We start from the raw sequence: 17,967 nt of genomic DNA, 5'->3' as shown, positions 1-17,967 counted from the left end.
GCGACCTCGCTCTTTATCGGTGTTGGTCAATCAGGATGGTGTTGCCATCCGGATCTTGCAGCATCAGGCTCGCAGGCCCCTCAGAGGCCTCATCCGCCTCGCTCATCAACTCAAGGCCTTTGTCCTTAAGTTGTTTTTGCAGGTCCCGCACATCGGTGAAGCTGTCGGTGTTCTGCGCGCTTTGATCCCAGCCGGGATTGAACGTCAGGATGTTGTCCTCAAACATGCCCTGAAACAGGCCAATCACATGCTCGCCGTTTTTCAGAATGCACCAGTTCTCGGTGGGCTGGCCGCCCATCATCTCAAAGCCCAGTTTTTCATAGAAGGCTTGGCTCGCGGCCAAATCTTTGACCGCCAAACTCACCGAGAACGCACCCAAATCCATGCTCGCCATCCTAAATCTCCTCGCTGAAATGCTTCATAACAAGGCGGATCGGATTGGGCGCAGCTTGCCCAAGGCCACAAATGCTGGCGTCACTCATCACCTGACACAGGTCTTCTAGCAGGGGCTGATCCCAACTGTCCGCTTGCATCAGTTTAACAGCTTTTTCACAGCCCGTGCGGCACGGCGTGCATTGGCCACAGCTCTCATCTTCGAAGAACTTCAGCATGTTTAGGGCCGCATCCCGCGCGCTGTCCTGATCTGACAGCACCACCACAGCAGCAGATCCAATAAAGGTGCCAAGCGGTTGTAAGGTGTCAAAATCCAGAGGCACATCCGACATTGAGGCGGGCAATAGGCCAGAGGAAGGCCCACCCGGCTGGAATGCTTTGAATGTGTGGCCATCCAGCATGCCACCGGAGGCTTCGATGATGTCCAAAATGGTCGAGCCCGCTGGCAGTTCATAAACGCCCGGCGCTTTCACGCGGCCAGACACAGAATAGCTGCGCAGGCCGGTGCGGCCATTGAGTTCAACAGAGGACATTGCTTCTGCGCCCTCGCGTACAATTCGGGCAACCCAATAGAGCGTTTCGACGTTGTGCACCAATGTGGGGCGGTTGAAGATTCCCACCTGCGCCACAAACGGTGGGCGGTGACGGGGCAATCCGCGCTTGCCTTCGATCGACTCAATCATCGCGCTTTCTTCACCGCAGATATAGGCCCCTGCGCCGCGGCGCAGATCAATGAACCCCGGTGCCACAAGTCCAGCCGCTTCCAGCTTGGCAATCTCTCGAGTCAAAATTAATCGGACCGCCGGATATTCGTCGCGCAGATAGATAAAGCAGGTCTCCGCTTCCACGGCCCAGGCTGCAATCAACATGCCTTCAAGGAACAGATGCGGGCGGCGCTCTAAGTAGAAGCGGTCTTTAAATGTACCCGGCTCGCCCTCGTCGCCGTTCACCGCAAGGTAACGTGGCCCGGCGTTTGCGCGAACAAAGCCCCACTTCTTGCCCGATGGGAAACCCGCGCCGCCAAGCCCGCGCAGTCCGCTGGCCAGCACCTGCTCCTGCACCGTTTCCCAATCACCGCCATCGCGAATCTTGCTCAACTCCGCATAGCCACCTTTGGCCTGATAGGCCGCGAAGTCTTCATACTCAGGAATGCGCGTGTGGGTGTCACCCGCGGCAATCGCTGCTTCGACTTTTTCCACCGTGGCGTGGTCGATGTGATTGTGGCCCAACTCCAATGTGGGGGCGGTGTCACAACGCCCCATGCAAGGCGCGCGCAGCACCCGCACTTCGGAAGGGTCCATGCCATCTTTTAAGGCTTTGTGCAGCTGTTCGGCTCCGGCCAGCTCGCAAGACAGCGAATCACATACCCGGATGGTCAGGGCAGGGGGCGGTGCCTCGTCTTCTGCAACCAAATCAAAGTGGGCATAAAAGGTGGCCACTTCATAGATTTCAGCCTGACCAAGGCGCATTTCCTCCGCCAACGCGCGGATGTGCGCGGCGGACAAATGCCCGTAAGCATCCTGAATCAGATGTAAAAACTCGATCAATAGGTCGCGCCGTCTGGGCATCTCTCCCAAAAGCGTCTGCACCTCCGCCAAAGCAACATCATCGACCTGCCGCCCCTTGGGCGTGCGTCGTGATTTGCCTGTGCCTTTTTTCTTCCAAACACCTTTGGACTCGTCCAGCGGTACCATGGTCACCTCCCTGCCAGATGGCTCAGGGTGGCATCACGCAAACTGATAATCAATCAGGTAAAACTTAAGCTGCAATCAATTTTGCTTATGTACTGTTCAGGTTGAGCGACCGACGCAGAGCTTCAACCGTGGACAAACCTGGATCGCGGTGTGGGGAGATCAGGCTCACGTCTTTTTGCACCACTGGGTCCGTCAATGGCAGCGCAACGGTGCCCGCCATTTTTCCGAGGCTATTGGCCAGGCCTTCGGGAATGACCGTCGCGGCCATCCCATTGGCTGCCATTAACATTGAGGAGGTGAACTCCCCGGTTTCCGCCACCACCGTGGGCACCACGCCAATGTCGCGAAACACCAAATCAAGGATGCGTCGGTTCTGCATGCCCGGCTCCAGCAGGCTTAAGGGCAATTGTGCGGCTTCTTCCCAGCTGGCGGTGCCACTCCCACGTGGCGCAAGCTCTTTGGGGGACAGCAGCAGGTAGGCCTCATCATAAAGGTGTTCCACGCGCATCATCTCTGGCGACACGCCCTCGCCATAGGTGATCCCAGCGTCAAACACGCCGTTCTCCAATCCTTGCTGGATGGCCAAGGATGAGGCCGCTTGAACCCGCACAACAATACCCGGATGGGCGGTGCGTAGTTTCTGCACAGTATTGGCGGCAAACCCAACAGCAGTTGGCACCACGCCAATCGCAAGTTTCCCGGTGACTTCTCCCCCGGCGGAGCGGAAGTCTTCTTCCAGCAGCTTCACACTGTCCATGATCTTGCGGGCATGACGGACCAGCGCCTCGCCTTCCGGGGTGAACCCCAAAAATCGGTTGCCCCGTTTCACAATCGCTGCATCCAGCCGTTCTTCCATCTTGCGAATGCGCATGCTGAACGCAGGTTGGGACACACCACAATCTTCTGCGGCGCGGGCAAAATGCCCGTGTCGGGCCAATGAGGACAGAAATTCGAGGTCTTTCAGGCTGATCACAGGACCGCTCCACTAAGCTGTGACGCAAGCTCTAGCGGCTTTGCCCTTCCCGCGCCAGACCGCGACCGCGCCCACGATTCGAACGGAACACCTGAGTTTGCTTAACCGCAGAGTAAGAATATTGCGGCCAACCGCCGGAAAAACTGTGTCATCAAGCGCGACAAGGGGACGCGACAGCACAAGATAAGCGAATGTTCGCTGGACGGGTTGCAACACCTTCGTTAAATAGCGGCGGAGAGAGGCTGCGGGTAACTGCGGCCCGAACCGATATGGGCCGCTTGTCGGCTGAAAAATGGAGGAACCTCGTGTCCCACGCAGAAGATCACGAAGGCACCCGGAGAGACTTTCTCTACTACGCCACCGCTGGCGCAGGTGCCGTGGCTACTGGTGCTGCCGTCTGGCCGCTGGTCAATCAGATGAACCCCTCCGCCGATGTGCGCGCGCTCTCTTCGATTCGCGTTGATACATCCGGCATTGAGCCAGGTACGCAGTTGACCGTGAAATGGCTTGGTAAGCCGGTGTTTATTCGCCGCCGCACCCAAACCGAGATCGACGACGCTCGTGCGGTCAACATGGACGACCTGTCCATCGACCAAGGCTCCCAAAACGCCAACAAACCCGGCACCGATGCAGCGGATGAAAACCGCGCAATGGACGAAGCTGGCGAATGGCTGGTGATGATGGGTGTGTGTACCCACCTCGGTTGTGTGCCTCTGGGCGACGGCGCTGGTGACTTTGGTGGCTGGTTCTGCCCATGCCACGGCTCGCACTACGACACCTCCGGCCGCATCCGCAAAGGTCCGGCTCCTGAAAACCTCCACGTTCCTGTTGCCCGCTTTGAGGGCAGCGAACTGGTCCTCGGATAAGGAGACGCGCGTATGTCTGGTATCCCACACGATCACTACGAGCCCAAGACAAAGGGCGAAAAATGGGTTGAGAGCCGCCTGCCGATTATCGGTCTGCTGTACAACACCCTGATGATTCCAACGCCAAAAAACCTGAACTGGTGGTGGATTTGGGGCATCGTTCTGGCGTTCTGCCTGGTGCTGCAAATTGTCACCGGCATTGTTCTGGTGATGCACTACACCCCGCACGTTGATCTGGCGTTTGCCTCCGTTGAGCACATCATGCGCAACGTGAACGGCGGTCACATGATCCGCTACATCCACATGAACGGCGCCTCGCTGTTCTTCTTTGCGGTCTACATCCACATCTTCCGTGGCCTCTACTACGGCTCTTATAAAGCCCCACGTGAGATCACATGGATTGTTGGCATGATCATTTACCTTCTGATGATGGCAGCCGGCTTCATGGGCTACGTTCTGCCTTGGGGTCAGATGTCTTTCTGGGGTGCCACCGTGATCACCGGCCTGTTTGGCGCGATCCCGTTCATCGGCGAAGCGATCCAGACTTGGCTGCTCGGCGGACCTGCTGTGGACAACGCCACACTGAACCGCTTCTTCTCGCTGCACTATCTGGTGCCGTTTGTGATTGCCGCTCTGGTGGTTGTGCACATCTGGGCCTTCCACACCACAGGCAACAACAACCCAACCGGTGTTGATGTGCGCAAAGGCTCCAAAGAAGAAGTCAAAAAAGACACCCTGCCATTCTGGCCTTACTTCGTGATCAAAGATCTCGTGGGTCTGGCAATTGTTCTGACCATCTTCTTCGCGATCGTAGGCTTTATGCCGAACTACCTGGGTCACCCGGACAACTATCTCGAAGCCAACCCGCTGGCGACACCTGCACACATCGTGCCTGAATGGTACTTCCTGCCGTTCTACGCGATCCTGCGTGCCTTCACTGCCGACGTTTGGGTTGTGATGGGCGCCAGCTGGATCACCGGTGGCATCATCGACGCCAAGTTCTTTGGTGTTCTGGCGATGTTTGGTGCGATCATTGCGATGGCTCTGGTGCCATGGCTCGATACCTCCCGCGTGCGCTCCGGTCGTTACCGTCCGATGTTCAAGTGGTGGTACGCCCTTCTGGTTGTCGACTTCATCGTTCTGATGTGGGCCGGCGCAATGCCAGCAGAGCCGCCATACTCCACCATCTCCCTGATTGGTGCGACCTACTGGTTCGCTTACTTCTTCGTGATTCTGCCGATTCTCGGTGTGATCGAAAAGCCGACAACACCGCCGGCCACCATCGAAGAAGACTTCAACGCCCACTACGGCAAACCTGCTGAATAAGAGGAACCAGGATTATGCTTAAGAAACTTAGCATTGCTGCTTTGGCCGCCCTGTCCTTCTCGGCAGGTGGCGCGATGGCTGCAGGTGGCGCAGGCCACGTCGAAGACATCGACTTCTCCTTTGAAGGTCCGTTTGGCAAATTTGACCAGAACCAGCTGCAACGTGGCCTTCAGGTCTACACCGAGGTTTGCTCGGCGTGTCACGGCCTGAAGTACGTGCCGCTGCGCACTCTGGCTGATGAAGGTGGTCCACACCTGCCGGAAGACCAGGTGCGTGCCTATGCCGCGCAGTTCGACATCTTCGACCCAGAGCTGGACGACGATCGCCCACGGGCACCAACCGACCACTTCCCTGAGAGCGGTCTGGCAGAAGCGCCTGACCTCAGCTTGATGGCCAAAGCACGCGCAGGCTTCCACGGCCCGCAGGGCACCGGCATCAACCAGCTGGTCAAAGGCATGGGTGGCGCAGAGTACATCTACTCTCTCCTGACCGGTTACACCGGTGAAGAGAAAGAAGAAGCTGGCACCACGTTCTACGAAAACACCGCCTTCCCGGGTGGTTGGATTGCCATGGCACCACCGCTGTACGGTGAGGATGTGGAGTACGCCGATGGCCATTCCAACTCCCTGCACCACGTAGCAGAGGATACGGCCGCCTTCCTGATGTGGACAGCTGAGCCAAAAATGATGGCCCGTCAGCGCGCAGGCCTGACCGCGGTTCTGTTCCTGTCCTTGCTCAGTGTGTTGCTCTACCTGACCAACAAGAAGCTCTGGGCGCCAATCAAAGGCAAAAAGCTCAACCTCTGATGAGCTGACAGAGATCTAAATTTTCGCGCCTCGCCGGGTCACCCTGGCGGGGCGCTCTCATTTTTTGCTTTGGAAAACCATAGAATCGGGCGCACACTGGATCAGGCGACGGGACTCACAGGACCGGAGGCTCTAGATGTTTCGATTTTTCATAGCACTCATTCCTCTGCTTTTTACGAGCAGCAGCCCTCTTTGGGCCAACCCTATTACGCTTACTGACTCCGATGACTGGCGCATTCGTGCCACGCTTGGACTGTTTGCCGCAGCCAAAACCAACGGTGATGTGACTGTGGCTGGCAACACCGCTGCATTAGATATGAACTTGCGTGACGCGCTGGAGCATCTCGACTTCACCACAACCGGCCGGTTTGAGGCGTGGCACGGGCGACTCGGATTGATTGCCGAGGGGCACTACATCGGCCTCAGTGAAACGGCCTCAATCTCTGCGGGCCCGGGCGCGGGCCGCTTTGCGGAAGTGAAATCCACGCAAAGCTGGCTTGGCTTGCTTGTGGGGTATCGCGCTGTCAGCGGTGACTTGGGCAATGGTCGCCCCTTCGCCTTCGATGTGCAGGGCGGTGCACGCTACAATCGCCTCACGCAAAGCGTGGTGGGCCCTGGCGGGCTAGTGGATGTTGGTGGCACTGAACGCTGGTGGGAGCCTGTGGTGGGCGCGCGTTATGCCTGGGAGATAGCCGACAGCTGGACAGGCGCCGTCGCGGTGGATGCTAGCGGCTTTGGTGCCAACGGCAATGATCTTGCTTGGAGCGCCAATCTCGCCATTTCCAAACAATTCAATGAGCGGTCCTCGGTGGTGTTTGGTTGGCGCCATTACGACATCAATTTTGAAACCACCCGGTCAGACGGCACCTTTGGGGCTGATTTCTATTCAAGCGGCCCCTTCATTGCCTACGCCTACACATTCAAATGAAGCTGCTTTCCCAACGGCCAAACATAAAAAAGCCGCCCAAGGGCGGCTTCTTCTTTGCTGTGATGTAAGTCTTGCGACTTAGCCCTGACGTGCTTTGAAGCGACGCTGGGTCTTATTGATCACGTAAACGCGGCCCTTGCGGCGCACGATCCGGCAATCGCGGTGCCGGTTCTTGAGCGAGCGGAGCGAGTTCTTGACCTTCATGGGCCTTCTCCTCATTTCGCGGCGCTGCGGTGCGCCTGGGGTTACGGGACCTCTCAAATGAGAGGCGATGAATTCATGGTGGGCGATACTGGGATCGAACCAGTGACCCCTTCGATGTCAACGAAGTGCTCTACCGCTGAGCTAATCGCCCTTTGACACCAGCTTGGATCAATCACCCCCTAACAAAAGGGGGCGCGGAAAACCCGCGCCAGTGGCGGTCTCTATAAAAGGAGTCGCAGGGGGGATCAAGGGCTTTTGGCGCAGTAATTTTTGAGGCTATAGTTTGAGGGAACAGGAGAGAAGATGGAAACTCCCGCCTACCGCATTTTTGAACCTCAAACCGTGCAGACATCGGTGGTTTTTGCCTCGCCGCACAGCGGGTGTGACTATCCGGAGTGGTTTATTCGGCGGTCCTTGCTCAATGCGCACACGATTCGCTCCTCAGAAGACGCTTTCGTGGACCAACTCTTCGCAGAGGCACCGAATTTTGGCGCACCGTTTCTTGTGGCACAGGCGCCCAGAGCATTGTTGGATCTAAACCGCGCGGCCGAAGAACTGGACCCTGCGCTGATCCAAGGCGTACGCAAAGTTGGCCACAACCCGCGTGTCGCCTCCGGCCTTGGGGTGATTCCCCGCGTGGTGGCAAACGGCCGGGCGATTTATCACGGCAAAATGACCCGCGCGGAAGCAGAGGACCGCATCGAGACCTATTGGCGCCCGTACCACAGCGCGCTTCAAAACCTGCTCGAAACAGCCAGACAAGACTTTGGCGAAGCCATCTTGATTGATTGTCACTCCATGCCGCGTGAGGCCGTGCAGGGTGCCACGCGCCGCGGTACGCCGCGGCCCGAAATTGTGCTAGGCGATCGTTTTGGGGCTGCCGCTGATGTAGAGCTGGTCGATCAGATCGAAGCGGCCTTTGTGAAAGCAGGTTTTGTTGTCTCCCGGAACACCCCTTTTGCCGGCGCTTATGTCACGCAGCACTATGGTCGGCCTCTGAGAGCACAACACGCCATTCAGATCGAAATTGACCGGTCCCTCTATATGGATGAGACCACGATCCAGCCCCATTCTGACTACGAGAGTTTCCGCGAACGCCTGACACAGGTGGTGGCCCAAATTGCCCAATTGGGCAAACCGGAGGTCAACAGCCTGGCGGCCGAATGACACCGCGCCGTTGACCTTGCCGGTGTGCTTGGTAAGGCTCTAGGCAAAGACGAGGAGACCCAAATGGCCAACGCTTTGATTGTGATTGATGTCCAGAATGATTTTTGCCCCGGTGGTGCACTTGCCGTGCCCAAAGGCGATCAAATTGTGCCGGGTATCAATGCGCTGATGCAGGACTTTGACACGGTTGTTCTGACCCAAGACTGGCATCCGGCAGGCCACTCATCGTTTGCCAGCAGCCATGATGGGAAATCTCCCTATGAGCTGATCGACATGCCTTACGGACCCCAGGTGCTTTGGCCAGACCACTGTGTGCAAGGCAGTGCAGGGTCCGACCTGCACGCCGACCTCAATCTATCCCGCGCCAATGTCATCATCCGCAAGGGCACCAACCCAGCCATCGACAGTTACTCCGCCTTTTTTGAAAACGACCAGAAGACCCCCACCGGGTTGGAGGGCTACCTGAAAACCCTGGATGTCACCGAGATCACAATGGTTGGGCTGGCCACCGATTTTTGTGTCCAGTTTTCGGCGCTGGATGCAGCCCGTTTGGGTTTTCACGTGACGGTCCGCCAAGACCTGTGTCGCGCCATTGATCTGGATGGCTCCCTCACCGCTGCTGAAAATGCCATGGACACAGCAGGAATTTCTCGCATTTGAGAGAAAAAATTCTTGGTTTGTTAACCAAATACCGGTCATTTACCCGTTGTTAGTTGTCTGAGAAGATTGGGAAATGGCTGCGGAAATTCACGAGCTTAACCGGGCCCTGGAGGCTTTTGATCGGCGCAACACGCCGGCTGGCTTGTTGGTGCGCTATGCCCGTGGCCGGTTGCGGTATTTCTACAGCCGCCAAGTGCTCGTGCTATTTGGGGCTATGGTCCTGGCCTATTCTGCGTCGCTCCAAATTGCCGGGCTGGCTGTTTTGGTTGCGGCCAGTGGGGATGTAATCGACAGCTACGTACTGCATGGAATAACCAAGAATTTACAGCGTGGTGAGACCGTTAAGGACCTCCAGCGCAAAACAACACTTACGGCTTTTGCTCAGGCGTTTGGTCTATCAGCCTTTGTCGCGATCTTGTGGTTGGCAACCCCACGCGAGGCCGCTCTTCTGCTGTGTTTGGCCTATTTAGGGTCCGCCTCCGTGAATGCCATTATGGCGCTATCGTACCACCGCGTGGCAGCCTTCACACGCTTGTCCGTATACGGAGCCTCAACCGTACTGTTATTTGTGGCAGATTTTTATATGCTGCAGAACCACCGTGAACAGGTGTTCTACAATTTGGTTGGGACGTTGATGGTCGCCTACACCATGCTGCCATTTGTCAGCTATGTCACAACCGGCCGCCAGCGGGACTTGCGACAACAGCGCCGCCAGATTGAACAGGGGCTGGAACTGGCTAGAGCCAACGCTTCTTTGCTGGCGCGCCAGCGCGAAGGCCGTTTCCTGGGCTCGATTGCCGAAAATGCCGTCGACAGCATCATCATGCTGGACGCGGATGCCAACACACTTTGGGTCAACCCGGCCTTCACCCGCAAAACCGGCTATAAGCTGTCCGAGGTGGTGGGCAAACACCCCGCCGACTACCTGCACGGCCCCCGGTCTGACCCCGCGATTCTGAAGCGGTTTACACAGGCCATCAAAGACGGCGTAGCCGCCAGCGGCGAAAACGTGAACTACACCAAAGTTGGCGCACCGTTCTGGGTTGAAACCAATCTCTCGCCCGTGTTTGACGAACATGGCAACCTCGAAATGGTCATCTCGGTTGACCGTGACGTGACACTTAAGAACCAGCGCGAAAACGAACTGGCCGAAGCCAAACGGGCCGCGGAGCAGGGGGAGCGCGCCAAAACCGCCTTCCTTGCGACCATGAGCCATGAAATCCGCACGCCGATGAACGGAATCATTGGCATGTCAGAACTTCTTACAGATGCTAAGCTCGGCGCCGAAGAGACGCTTTATGTGCAAACCATCCGCCATTCCTCTGAGGCGCTGCTGACCATCATCAACGATATTCTCGACTTCTCAAAACTTCAGGATGGGCATCTCAAAATCAGCTCCGTTGCCTTTGAGTTGCAGCCTTGTTTGGATGAAGTCATGAACCTGATGCGTCCACAAGCGGCGGCAAAAGGCATTCCGCTTGGGATTGAAATCGCCGATAACCTCCCCCGAACGGTCTGGGGCGATGACGGGCGCCTGCGGCAAATATTGGTGAATGTGATTGGCAATGCCATCAAATTTACAGAAACCGGTGACGTGACTGTGCATGTCGGCACTGTCAAAGAAGGCCCGGACCATGGTCTTGAGATTTCGGTCGCGGATACGGGTATCGGCATCGCTCCGGATCGGATTGAGCATGTGTTTGATCAATTTGCTCAGGCTGACGCCGCCACGACCCGGCGCTTTGGCGGCACGGGATTGGGGCTCGCCATTTCCCGCCAGCTGGCCCGGATGATGGGGGGAGATGTCACCGCAACCAGCGCAGTGAATGTTGGCTCCTGTTTTGTCATTCAAGTGGATTTTCCAGCCGTCAACCTCCCGGCCAAGCGGCTTGCGGACCCGGATGTTTTGCCGGACGAGATGGTGTTTTCTGGCGCAACTGTGCTTTTGGCGGAAGACAATCGCACCAACCGTTTCCTTGTGCAGAAACTTCTGAAGGATTTGCCATTGACCTTAATCACCGCCGTGAACGGCGAAGAGGCGGTGGAAATGGTCAAGGCGCATCAGCCACAGGTGGTGCTTATGGATATGTCGATGCCGGTCATGGATGGGCTTGATGCAACCCGCTTCATTCGCAATCAAATGACGATCCAACCGCATATCATTGCTCTGACGGCCAACGCTTACCGCAGCGACCGTCAGGCGTGTTTGGAGGCGGGCATGAATGGGTTTCTGCCCAAACCGGTGCGGCGTGCGGAGCTGCTGAAAGCCATTGCTCATGGACTAGAAAGCCGCACCAACACCGCTCGTATTGGCTGACATCCCCATAAGGGCTTTCAGGCCTTTGATTTTCTGGGTATTAACAGCCAAACGAGACTGTGAGGGCCAGAATTATGGTCGATATCGCCACGCGCGTCTGGAACCACAAATGGAAGATTGACCCGATTGTTCGGTCACTCATCGACAACGACTTTTATAAGTTGCTGATGTGCCAGTCGATTTTCCGCAATCGCCCTGACGCGCATGTCACCTTTAGCCTGATTAACCGGTCTTCCAACATCCGCCTGGCGGAGTTGATCGACGAAGGGGAGCTGCGCGAACAGCTCGACCATATCCAATCGTTGTCCCTGAGCCGTGGCGAAAGCACCTTCCTGCGCGGCAACACGTTTTATGGCAAACGCCAAATGTTCCGTCCGGACTTTATGGAGTGGTTCGAAAACATGCGTCTGCCGGATTACCATCTGGAAAAGCGCGACGGCCAGTATGAGTTGACCTTTGAAGGTAAATGGCACGAGGTCATGCTGTGGGAAATCCCGGCTTTGGCGGTGCTGATGGAGCTACGTGGCCGTGCCGTGTTGCACGACATGCGCAGGTTTGAGCTGCAAGTGCTCTATGCGCGCGCCATGACTAAACTCTGGGAAAAAATCGACCACCTGCGCACCTTGCCGGACCTGCGGATTGCGGATTTTGGCACCCGCCGCCGTCATTCCTATCTGTGGCAAGACTGGTGTGTGCAAGCCATGGTCGAGGGTTTGGGTGACAAGTTTGTCGGCACCTCCAACTGCCTGATTGCGATGAAACGCGATCTGGAAGCGATTGGCACCAATGCACATGAGCTGCCAATGGTGTTCTCGGCACTGGCGGAAAACGACGAGGAGTTGCGTCAAGCACCCTACAAAGTGCTCGCAGATTGGCATGACGAACACGAGGGTAACCTGCGCATCATCCTGCCGGACACCTATGGCACCGAAGGCTTTTTGAAAGGCGCGCCGGATTGGCTTGCGGGCTGGACCGGCATCCGCATCGACAGTGGTGATCCCGCCAAAGGCGCGGAAACCGCCATTCGCTGGTGGAAAGACCGTGGCGAAGACCCCACCAAGAAGCTGGTGATTTTCTCTGATGGTCTGGACACCGACAAAATTGCCGAATTACACATGCAATTTGCTGGCCGCGTACGCGTGTCCTTTGGCTGGGGCACCTTGCTGACCAACGACTTCCGCGGTTTGACCCAAGACGACGGTCTGGCGCCGTTCTCCATGGTCTGCAAAGCCATCAAGGCCAACGGCAAACCGACGGTGAAGCTATCGGACAACCCCAACAAAGCCATGGGTCCCGCCAGCGAGATTGAGCGTTACAAACGCGTGTTTGGCGTGGGCCAGCAGGACGAAATGGAAGTGATCGTCTAAGTCGCTTCCATCAGAAATTTCTGCACCATAGCCACCGTGCTTGGAGCTTGCAAAATGCGGGTGTGCCCCAGGCCCTCGGTGATCTCAAATTGCGCCCCTTCCCAGGCTTTGGCCACTTGGTTGCCTTCTGCCAACGGTACCTGCTGATCTTCACGATCATGCAGGATCAATGCGTCTTGATCCAGAACTGACGCATTGAGCGGCGTGCGAAATTCATCAAACGCCCGCCCATATTGCGCCTCGATCTGCGCTTGCGCCCGCCCGGAAACCTTCTCTGTGGCCCCCAACATGCGCCCTGCCTGCGCCAAATACGTGCCCGGATAGGCCGGCGGCGCAATCAGTACCGCGCGCTTGGCCGCCATGCCTCGCCGCAAGGCCGTTGCCATGGCCGCGCCGCCCATGGAATGGCCAACCACCGTATCAAGCGGTCCCTCATGTGTGGCAAACATCTCCAGCGCATCGACAAAATCCGGCAGGGCGGCGTTGCGCTTTGGCGATTGCCCATGTCCCGGTGCATCAAACCCCACCACTTCATAACCAGCGGCCACCAAGGGCTCCGCCAAGCCGCTCAACTGGCTGACACGCCCGCCAAACCCATGCATCAAAAGCACTTTGGGATGCGGCCCATTGCGCTCCGGCACCCATCGGTACACTGACAAAAACCCCAAGGCGCCAAACCGCCGCCGTGTGTAGCGCGCCTGTGTCATGGCATGGCGCTCCCAATGGCGCACAGAAGGGCGGGGAGGGGTGGTGAACAGATCGGCCAACCGTGCGGCTGCCTTGTCTGGCGACGTGCGGGACATCACCCACATCTGACTGCGCAGTGCCGACAACATCGCCAGCTTTTTGATCTGCGGCAGCTTGCGCCGCCGCCGCACAATGGAAGGAACACTGCTGTCGGTCATCACTCTCTCCTGCGCCAAACGTATCTAGGTTCCAAAATGGAACTCACATGAAGAGTAATAGGTTCTAAATCAGAACTGAGTCAAGTTCTGTTTTGGAACCTATTGGGAAAATCTGCGGGAGATGCTATGTGAGACGCATGAAATGGACTGATCTCCCCAACGAAGGCTGCTCTGTGGCCCGCACCATGTCTGTGCTCGGTGACCGCTGGACGCTGCTCATCCTGCGCGACACCCTGTTTGGCATCCGCCGTTTTGATGACATTCAGAAACGCCTAAAGATCACGCGCCACGTGTTGTCGGATCGTCTCAAGCGCTTGGAATCCCACGGCCTTCTGGAGCGCAAACCCTATCAGGAGCGCCCCGTACGATATGAATATCATCCTACTCAAGCCGCCAGAGATTTTGTGCCGGTCATGCAAGCCATGACAGCTTGGGCGCAAACGCATCTGCCCACGGAGAAGCCGGAACCTTATCGATTCCTTGATCGCGAAACCCGCCAACCCACAGACCCCAAGGTGATCGACGCCAACACCGGCGCCGAAATCACCTCAAAGTCCATTTGGGTCGAAACCACCCGCCGCTAGGCCAGATAGCGCGTGGCCATTGCGATGGCCCGCTCGGCATAGTCCCGCACTGCTGGATGATCATCGGCATAGCGCCCAATGACCCAGCCACAAGACGCCATCGCCCGCATCACGGTAAACGCCAGCAGCAGCTGCTCTGCATGCTCAGGCAAGGCCCGCACCGTCGCATAGCCGCGTAGCAAACCTGCCCCCAAGGCCGTCTCATTGGCCTGATCCCAATTCTGCGACATGGCCACGCCCAGCTCATACATGCGGAACCCAAACACACCGTCGTCAAAGTCGATCAGCCGTGTTTGCCCATCCTGTACCAGCACATTCTCCCGCAACGCATCCGCATGGATCAGGCCAAAATCGCCCCCCGCTTCGGCATGCGCGCCTATCTCGGACCGCAGCTTTTCGCGGCACGCCAACAACAGCGCTGCTTCATCTTCAGCCAGGCTGGCGTTCTCCCAAAACCGCCCCCAGGACGGCACGTCGCCCAGCAGAGCGTCCAGATCCAAAACCTCGCGCTCAAACGCCTCAGGCCGCTGCATCGCATCGCTGGCCACATGCAACCGCGCCAGTTCCGCCCCAAGAGCCTCATGCAGCCGTTCTTGTTCTGCGGCCTCCATGGCCAGCTGCACACCACCTTCGCCCAATGGCGCGCCGTCCAGCCAGGTCACCAGCGAGGCAACACGCTCCCCACCTGTCGCCAACACATCGCCAGCCAAAGTACGGATTGGCTGCGGCACCACCATACCGGCTTCCACCAATGCTTCGGACCACCACAGTTCCGAGCGGATTGCATCGTCACTCTGATATCCCGGCCGGTGCAGCCGCAACGCCGCGCGCTGCCCATCCGGCCCTGCCGCTTCCAAGACAATGTTCTCGCGGTTCTTGATCAACCGGGGTGTCATTTCCACACCCCATGCCTTTAACGCCTCTTGCGCAGCTACTATGGCCTCTTGATTGTTCATAGCACCGCCTCAAACGCCGCGTTCATAATCTCCACCAACAGATCGGCATTGCCGCGATCAAACGCACAGGGTGGGCGGATTTTAAGCGTGTTGTCGTAGCGCCCCTCGCTGTGCAGCAGCACGCCACGGTCGCGCATCTCGTCAATCATCGCCGTGCAAACCTCTGTGGCCGGTTTCCCGTCGCGCCACAGTTCTACGCCAAAGAACAGGCCGGAGCCGCGCACATCGGCAATCACGTCATAGCGCGCCTGCAGCTCTTTCAATTGCGCCACCGCATAGGCACCCACATCCGCCGCGCTCGCTACAAGTCCTTCGTCTTCAATCACGTTCAGCACCGCATGCGCCGCCGCGGCACTCACCGGGTTACCACCAAACGTGTTGAAGTATTTGAAGCCTTCCTGAAATGCAGTCAGGATCTCCGGACGTGTGATCGTCGCCGCCACCGGATGCCCGTTGGCCATCGGTTTGCCCAGCGTGACGATGTCCGGCGCAAAGCCAAGTTTCTGGTGCCCCCACCAGTGGCTGCCAATCCGGCCAAATCCCGGCTGCACCTCATCGGCAATCACAATGCCGCCCGCGGCCTTCACGGCGGCCACAGCCTCATCCAAGAAGCCTTCTTCCAAGGTCGGGAAACCCTCGTTGGCGAAATACGGGCAGATAATCAGCGCCGACAGCCCGTGTTCAGACCCCTCAAGCTCGGCAATCGCCGCCTTTACCGCTGCAGTGAAGGCTGCTTTCTGACCTTCGCGTGTGCCGCCAACCGGCTGCATATTGTCCGGAGCGGGCACGCGTTTCACATGATCTTTAAAGCCGCCAATTGGTTCCTTGGAGCTGTTGAGCTGGCTCACCGCCGAGGTGTTGCCGTGATAGGTGTTGTCCGTGGTGATCACGCCGGTGTTGCCGATCATCGCCTGCGCCATGCGCAGCGCCACATCGTTGGCTTCCGATCCGGAGCAGACCATCACCATGCTGGTCAGGTCATGGTCGAACTTTGCGGTCAGCGCATCGCCATATTTCAGAATCCCGTCATGCACATATCGTGTGTGGGTGTTCAATGTGGCGGCTTGCGTCGCAATCGCGTCGACCACACGCGGGTGACAATGCCCGACATGTGGCACGTTGTTGTAACAATCCAGATATTTGCGGCCGTCCGTATCCCACAACCAGACCCCTTCGCCACGCGCCAAATGCACGGGCTCTTTGTAAAAGGTGGTGACATGTGGCCCCAACAACCGTTTTCGCCGCGCCAAAATATCCGACATGGCTTGCTCCCTCAATTTGCTCCCGCGCCATTACTGCGCCCGAAGCCCTGAGGCTGCAACCCCGCAATCACTCGTCGCGAGAGACTTTGCCACGCATCGCCTTTACGTCACCACGCACCTTCTTCGCTTTGAGGCGCCGTTGCTGGCTGCCATAGGTGGGCTTCGTCTTGATACGTCGTTTAGGGGCCACCAAGGATTTGCGGATCAGCTCCGCCAGTCGATCCCGCGCAATGTCGCGGTTGCGCGCTTGGCTGCGGGTTTCATCACACTGAATGATGATCGCTCCGTCTTTGGTCCAGCGCCGTCCTGCCAGCCGTTTAAGGCGCGTCTTTACCGGGGCCGAAAGGGCTGGAGAACGCTCCGCCTCAAACCGCAGTTCCACGGCGGTTGCGACCTTGTTCACATTCTGCCCGCCAGGCCCGCTGGCGCGCATGAACTGCTCGGTCAGCTCCCAGTCTTCAATTGTGATGTCGTCGCTGATCCGCAGCATGGCTCTCTCCGCGTTGCGCGGACTGTTTGGTAAGATTTACGTTTTGGTATGCGCCGGAAATTCGCACCTCCGCAATACAGTCGTTAAACCGACGTGATACCGACGTGGTTTTTGGGTGACTTTGACCGGTTAACTCGGCAGCAAAAAGGGCTGCTTCCCGCGTTGGAAACAGCCCTTCGAGATGATTGGAGGTGCATCGGTTAGGATCACACCAATTCGGACTTTACGTCAGCCAAGGGCTGCCTCAGCTGCGCTCCCCCCAAACTGTTCCGACCTCGTTCTCCATAGCTTCTCTAGACAATGGGCACCTCCCTTCAATTTGTTTCGCGTATCCTTAGCCTGCCACAGGTTGGGGATAAGTCAAACAAAATCATGTGGTGCGCGCGGTCAAAGACCCCACGATCATGCGGAACGGCACAAGCGCAAGCAGCGCGAGCGAAAGTTTTACGCACCAATCGGCAAAGCCCAGGCTCACCCAAAGCGGCACCACTGGACCAGCGCCCAGAAGCGGCAGCATTTCGCCCGCCCAGCTCACATCGTTGCTTGGTTCGATGACCGAGAGTGCGCCGCTGAAAGCAACAGTGAAGAAAATCGCCGTATCCACAGAGGAGCCGATCAGGGTCGAGGCCAACGGTGCCCGCCACCACGCGCCCTCGCGCAGCCGATCAAAGATAGCAACATCAAGCAGTTGCGCTGTCAGGAAGGCGAGTCCGGAGCCGATTGCAATACGCAATGTCACGGCAGGATAGGTGAAGCCGTCGCCTTGCAACATGATCTTGGTACCAATGAAGGAGCAGATCACACCCACGATGAAACCGGAAAAAACCACTTTGCGTGCGGCAGGCGCACCATAAACGCGGTTCATAACGTCGGTCACAAGAAAGGCGAGAGGATAGGTAAACGCCCCCCAGGTCAGCCACTGACCAAAGAGGAATTGCACAAGAATATTGGAGGCTACAACAATAGCAGCCATGGCAATAATGCCAGGAAGATAGGTCGTTTTCATTTGTCTGAGCCCGTTTTGTCAAGGTAGCGGCGACTTGGCCCCGCGACCGCCGCGGGACGGGGC

General features: G+C 57.6%; 18 protein-coding genes and 1 tRNA gene. 9 read left to right on the top strand and 10 right to left on the bottom strand.

The window, feature by feature from the left end; all coding sequences use genetic code 11:
- Nucleotides 1-13: 13 nt before the first annotated feature.
- From Q0955_RS06125 to Q0955_RS06115, 3 genes are all read right to left on the bottom strand, one after another.
- Complete coding sequence (locus Q0955_RS06125; protein WP_299421341.1) at nt 14-394, bottom strand: VOC family protein; 381 nt, start codon at nt 392-394, stop codon at nt 14-16.
- A gap of 1 nt (nt 395) precedes the next feature.
- A complete protein-coding gene (locus Q0955_RS06120; RefSeq protein WP_299421338.1) occupies nt 396-2,087 on the bottom strand; it encodes an NAD(P)H-dependent oxidoreductase subunit E in 1,692 nt (563 codons plus the stop codon).
- A gap of 85 nt (nt 2,088-2,172) precedes the next feature.
- The gene (locus tag Q0955_RS06115; protein ID WP_299421335.1) at nt 2,173-3,060 is read right to left on the bottom strand and encodes a LysR family transcriptional regulator; all 888 of its coding nucleotides are present in this window, start codon (nt 3,058-3,060) and stop codon (nt 2,173-2,175) included.
- Between the two features lie 305 nt (nt 3,061-3,365).
- Between Q0955_RS06115 and petA the strand changes: the two genes are divergently transcribed.
- The 4 genes from petA (at nt 3,366) to Q0955_RS06095 (ending at nt 6,986) form a co-directional block, all read left to right on the top strand.
- Entirely contained in the window at nt 3,366-3,926 is a 561-nt protein-coding gene (gene petA / locus Q0955_RS06110) for a ubiquinol-cytochrome c reductase iron-sulfur subunit (RefSeq protein WP_299421332.1), read from the top strand.
- Between the two features lie 12 nt (nt 3,927-3,938).
- Nucleotides 3,939-5,252, top strand: a complete 1,314-nt coding sequence (gene petB, locus Q0955_RS06105; RefSeq protein WP_299421330.1) for a cytochrome b — start codon at nt 3,939-3,941, stop codon at nt 5,250-5,252.
- A gap of 14 nt (nt 5,253-5,266) precedes the next feature.
- Nucleotides 5,267-6,058 carry a cytochrome c1 gene (locus Q0955_RS06100; RefSeq protein ID WP_299421327.1) on the top strand — a complete coding sequence of 264 codons (792 nt, stop codon included), beginning with the start codon at nt 5,267-5,269 and terminating at the stop codon, nt 6,056-6,058.
- A gap of 136 nt (nt 6,059-6,194) precedes the next feature.
- Nucleotides 6,195-6,986 (top strand): hypothetical protein, encoded by a 792-nt coding sequence (locus Q0955_RS06095; RefSeq protein ID WP_299421325.1) that lies wholly within the window; start codon nt 6,195-6,197, stop codon nt 6,984-6,986.
- Between the two features lie 78 nt (nt 6,987-7,064).
- On the opposite strand, the gene ykgO is transcribed toward Q0955_RS06095, so the two are convergent.
- Complete coding sequence (gene ykgO / locus Q0955_RS06090; protein ID WP_054004448.1) at nt 7,065-7,190, bottom strand: type B 50S ribosomal protein L36; 126 nt, start codon at nt 7,188-7,190, stop codon at nt 7,065-7,067.
- A 76-nt stretch (nt 7,191-7,266) separates the two neighbouring features.
- Nucleotides 7,267-7,341 (bottom strand) — tRNA-Val (locus tag Q0955_RS06085).
- Between the two features lie 152 nt (nt 7,342-7,493).
- Between Q0955_RS06085 and Q0955_RS06080 the strand changes: the two genes are divergently transcribed.
- The 4 genes from Q0955_RS06080 to pncB all read left to right on the top strand — a co-directional run bounded on the left by Q0955_RS06080 (nt 7,494) and on the right by pncB (nt 12,701).
- Complete coding sequence (locus Q0955_RS06080; protein WP_299421321.1) at nt 7,494-8,357, top strand: N-formylglutamate amidohydrolase; 864 nt, start codon at nt 7,494-7,496, stop codon at nt 8,355-8,357.
- Between the two features lie 63 nt (nt 8,358-8,420).
- Nucleotides 8,421-9,017, top strand: coding sequence for a bifunctional nicotinamidase/pyrazinamidase (pncA, locus tag Q0955_RS06075; protein WP_299421319.1), 597 nt, complete (start codon nt 8,421-8,423; stop codon nt 9,015-9,017).
- Between the two features lie 73 nt (nt 9,018-9,090).
- A complete protein-coding gene (locus Q0955_RS06070) occupies nt 9,091-11,334 on the top strand; it encodes an ATP-binding protein (protein ID WP_299421316.1) in 2,244 nt (747 codons plus the stop codon).
- 74 nt (nt 11,335-11,408) lie between these two features.
- On the top strand, nt 11,409-12,701 hold the full coding sequence (gene pncB / locus Q0955_RS06065; protein ID WP_299421313.1) for a nicotinate phosphoribosyltransferase: 1,293 nt from the start codon (nt 11,409-11,411) through the stop codon (nt 12,699-12,701).
- Here the strand turns inward: pncB and Q0955_RS06060 are convergent.
- Nucleotides 12,698-13,606 carry an alpha/beta fold hydrolase gene (locus tag Q0955_RS06060; RefSeq protein ID WP_299421311.1) on the bottom strand — a complete coding sequence of 303 codons (909 nt, stop codon included), beginning with the start codon at nt 13,604-13,606 and terminating at the stop codon, nt 12,698-12,700. The two genes, pncB and Q0955_RS06060, sit on opposite strands and share 4 nt — an antisense overlap.
- A gap of 137 nt (nt 13,607-13,743) precedes the next feature.
- On the opposite strand from Q0955_RS06060, the gene Q0955_RS06055 reads away from it, so the two are divergent.
- Entirely contained in the window at nt 13,744-14,190 is a 447-nt protein-coding gene (locus Q0955_RS06055; protein WP_299421308.1) for a helix-turn-helix domain-containing protein, read from the top strand.
- Here Q0955_RS06055 and Q0955_RS06050 read toward each other — a convergent pair.
- From Q0955_RS06050 to Q0955_RS06035, 4 genes are all read right to left on the bottom strand, one after another.
- Nucleotides 14,187-15,146: a phosphotransferase gene (locus tag Q0955_RS06050; RefSeq protein ID WP_299421306.1), complete on the bottom strand. Its 960-nt coding sequence runs from the start codon at nt 15,144-15,146 to the stop codon at nt 14,187-14,189. The two genes, Q0955_RS06055 and Q0955_RS06050, sit on opposite strands and share 4 nt — an antisense overlap.
- Entirely contained in the window at nt 15,143-16,408 is a 1,266-nt protein-coding gene (locus Q0955_RS06045; protein ID WP_299421303.1) for an aminotransferase class III-fold pyridoxal phosphate-dependent enzyme, read from the bottom strand. The genes Q0955_RS06050 and Q0955_RS06045 overlap by 4 nt, the downstream gene beginning before the upstream one ends.
- Before the next feature lie 67 nt (nt 16,409-16,475).
- Complete coding sequence (gene arfB, locus Q0955_RS06040; protein WP_299421301.1) at nt 16,476-16,898, bottom strand: alternative ribosome rescue aminoacyl-tRNA hydrolase ArfB; 423 nt, start codon at nt 16,896-16,898, stop codon at nt 16,476-16,478.
- Between the two features lie 370 nt (nt 16,899-17,268).
- Nucleotides 17,269-17,904 (bottom strand): queuosine precursor transporter, encoded by a 636-nt coding sequence (locus Q0955_RS06035; protein ID WP_299421298.1) that lies wholly within the window; start codon nt 17,902-17,904, stop codon nt 17,269-17,271.
- Nucleotides 17,905-17,967 lie beyond the last annotated feature (63 nt).

The organism is uncultured Shimia sp. (assembly GCF_947493595.1).
Taxonomy (GTDB): Bacteria; Pseudomonadota; Alphaproteobacteria; order Rhodobacterales; family Rhodobacteraceae; genus Shimia.
The sequence above is the reverse complement of the archived record's forward strand: the minus strand, read 5'-3'. Positions and strand labels throughout refer to the sequence as shown.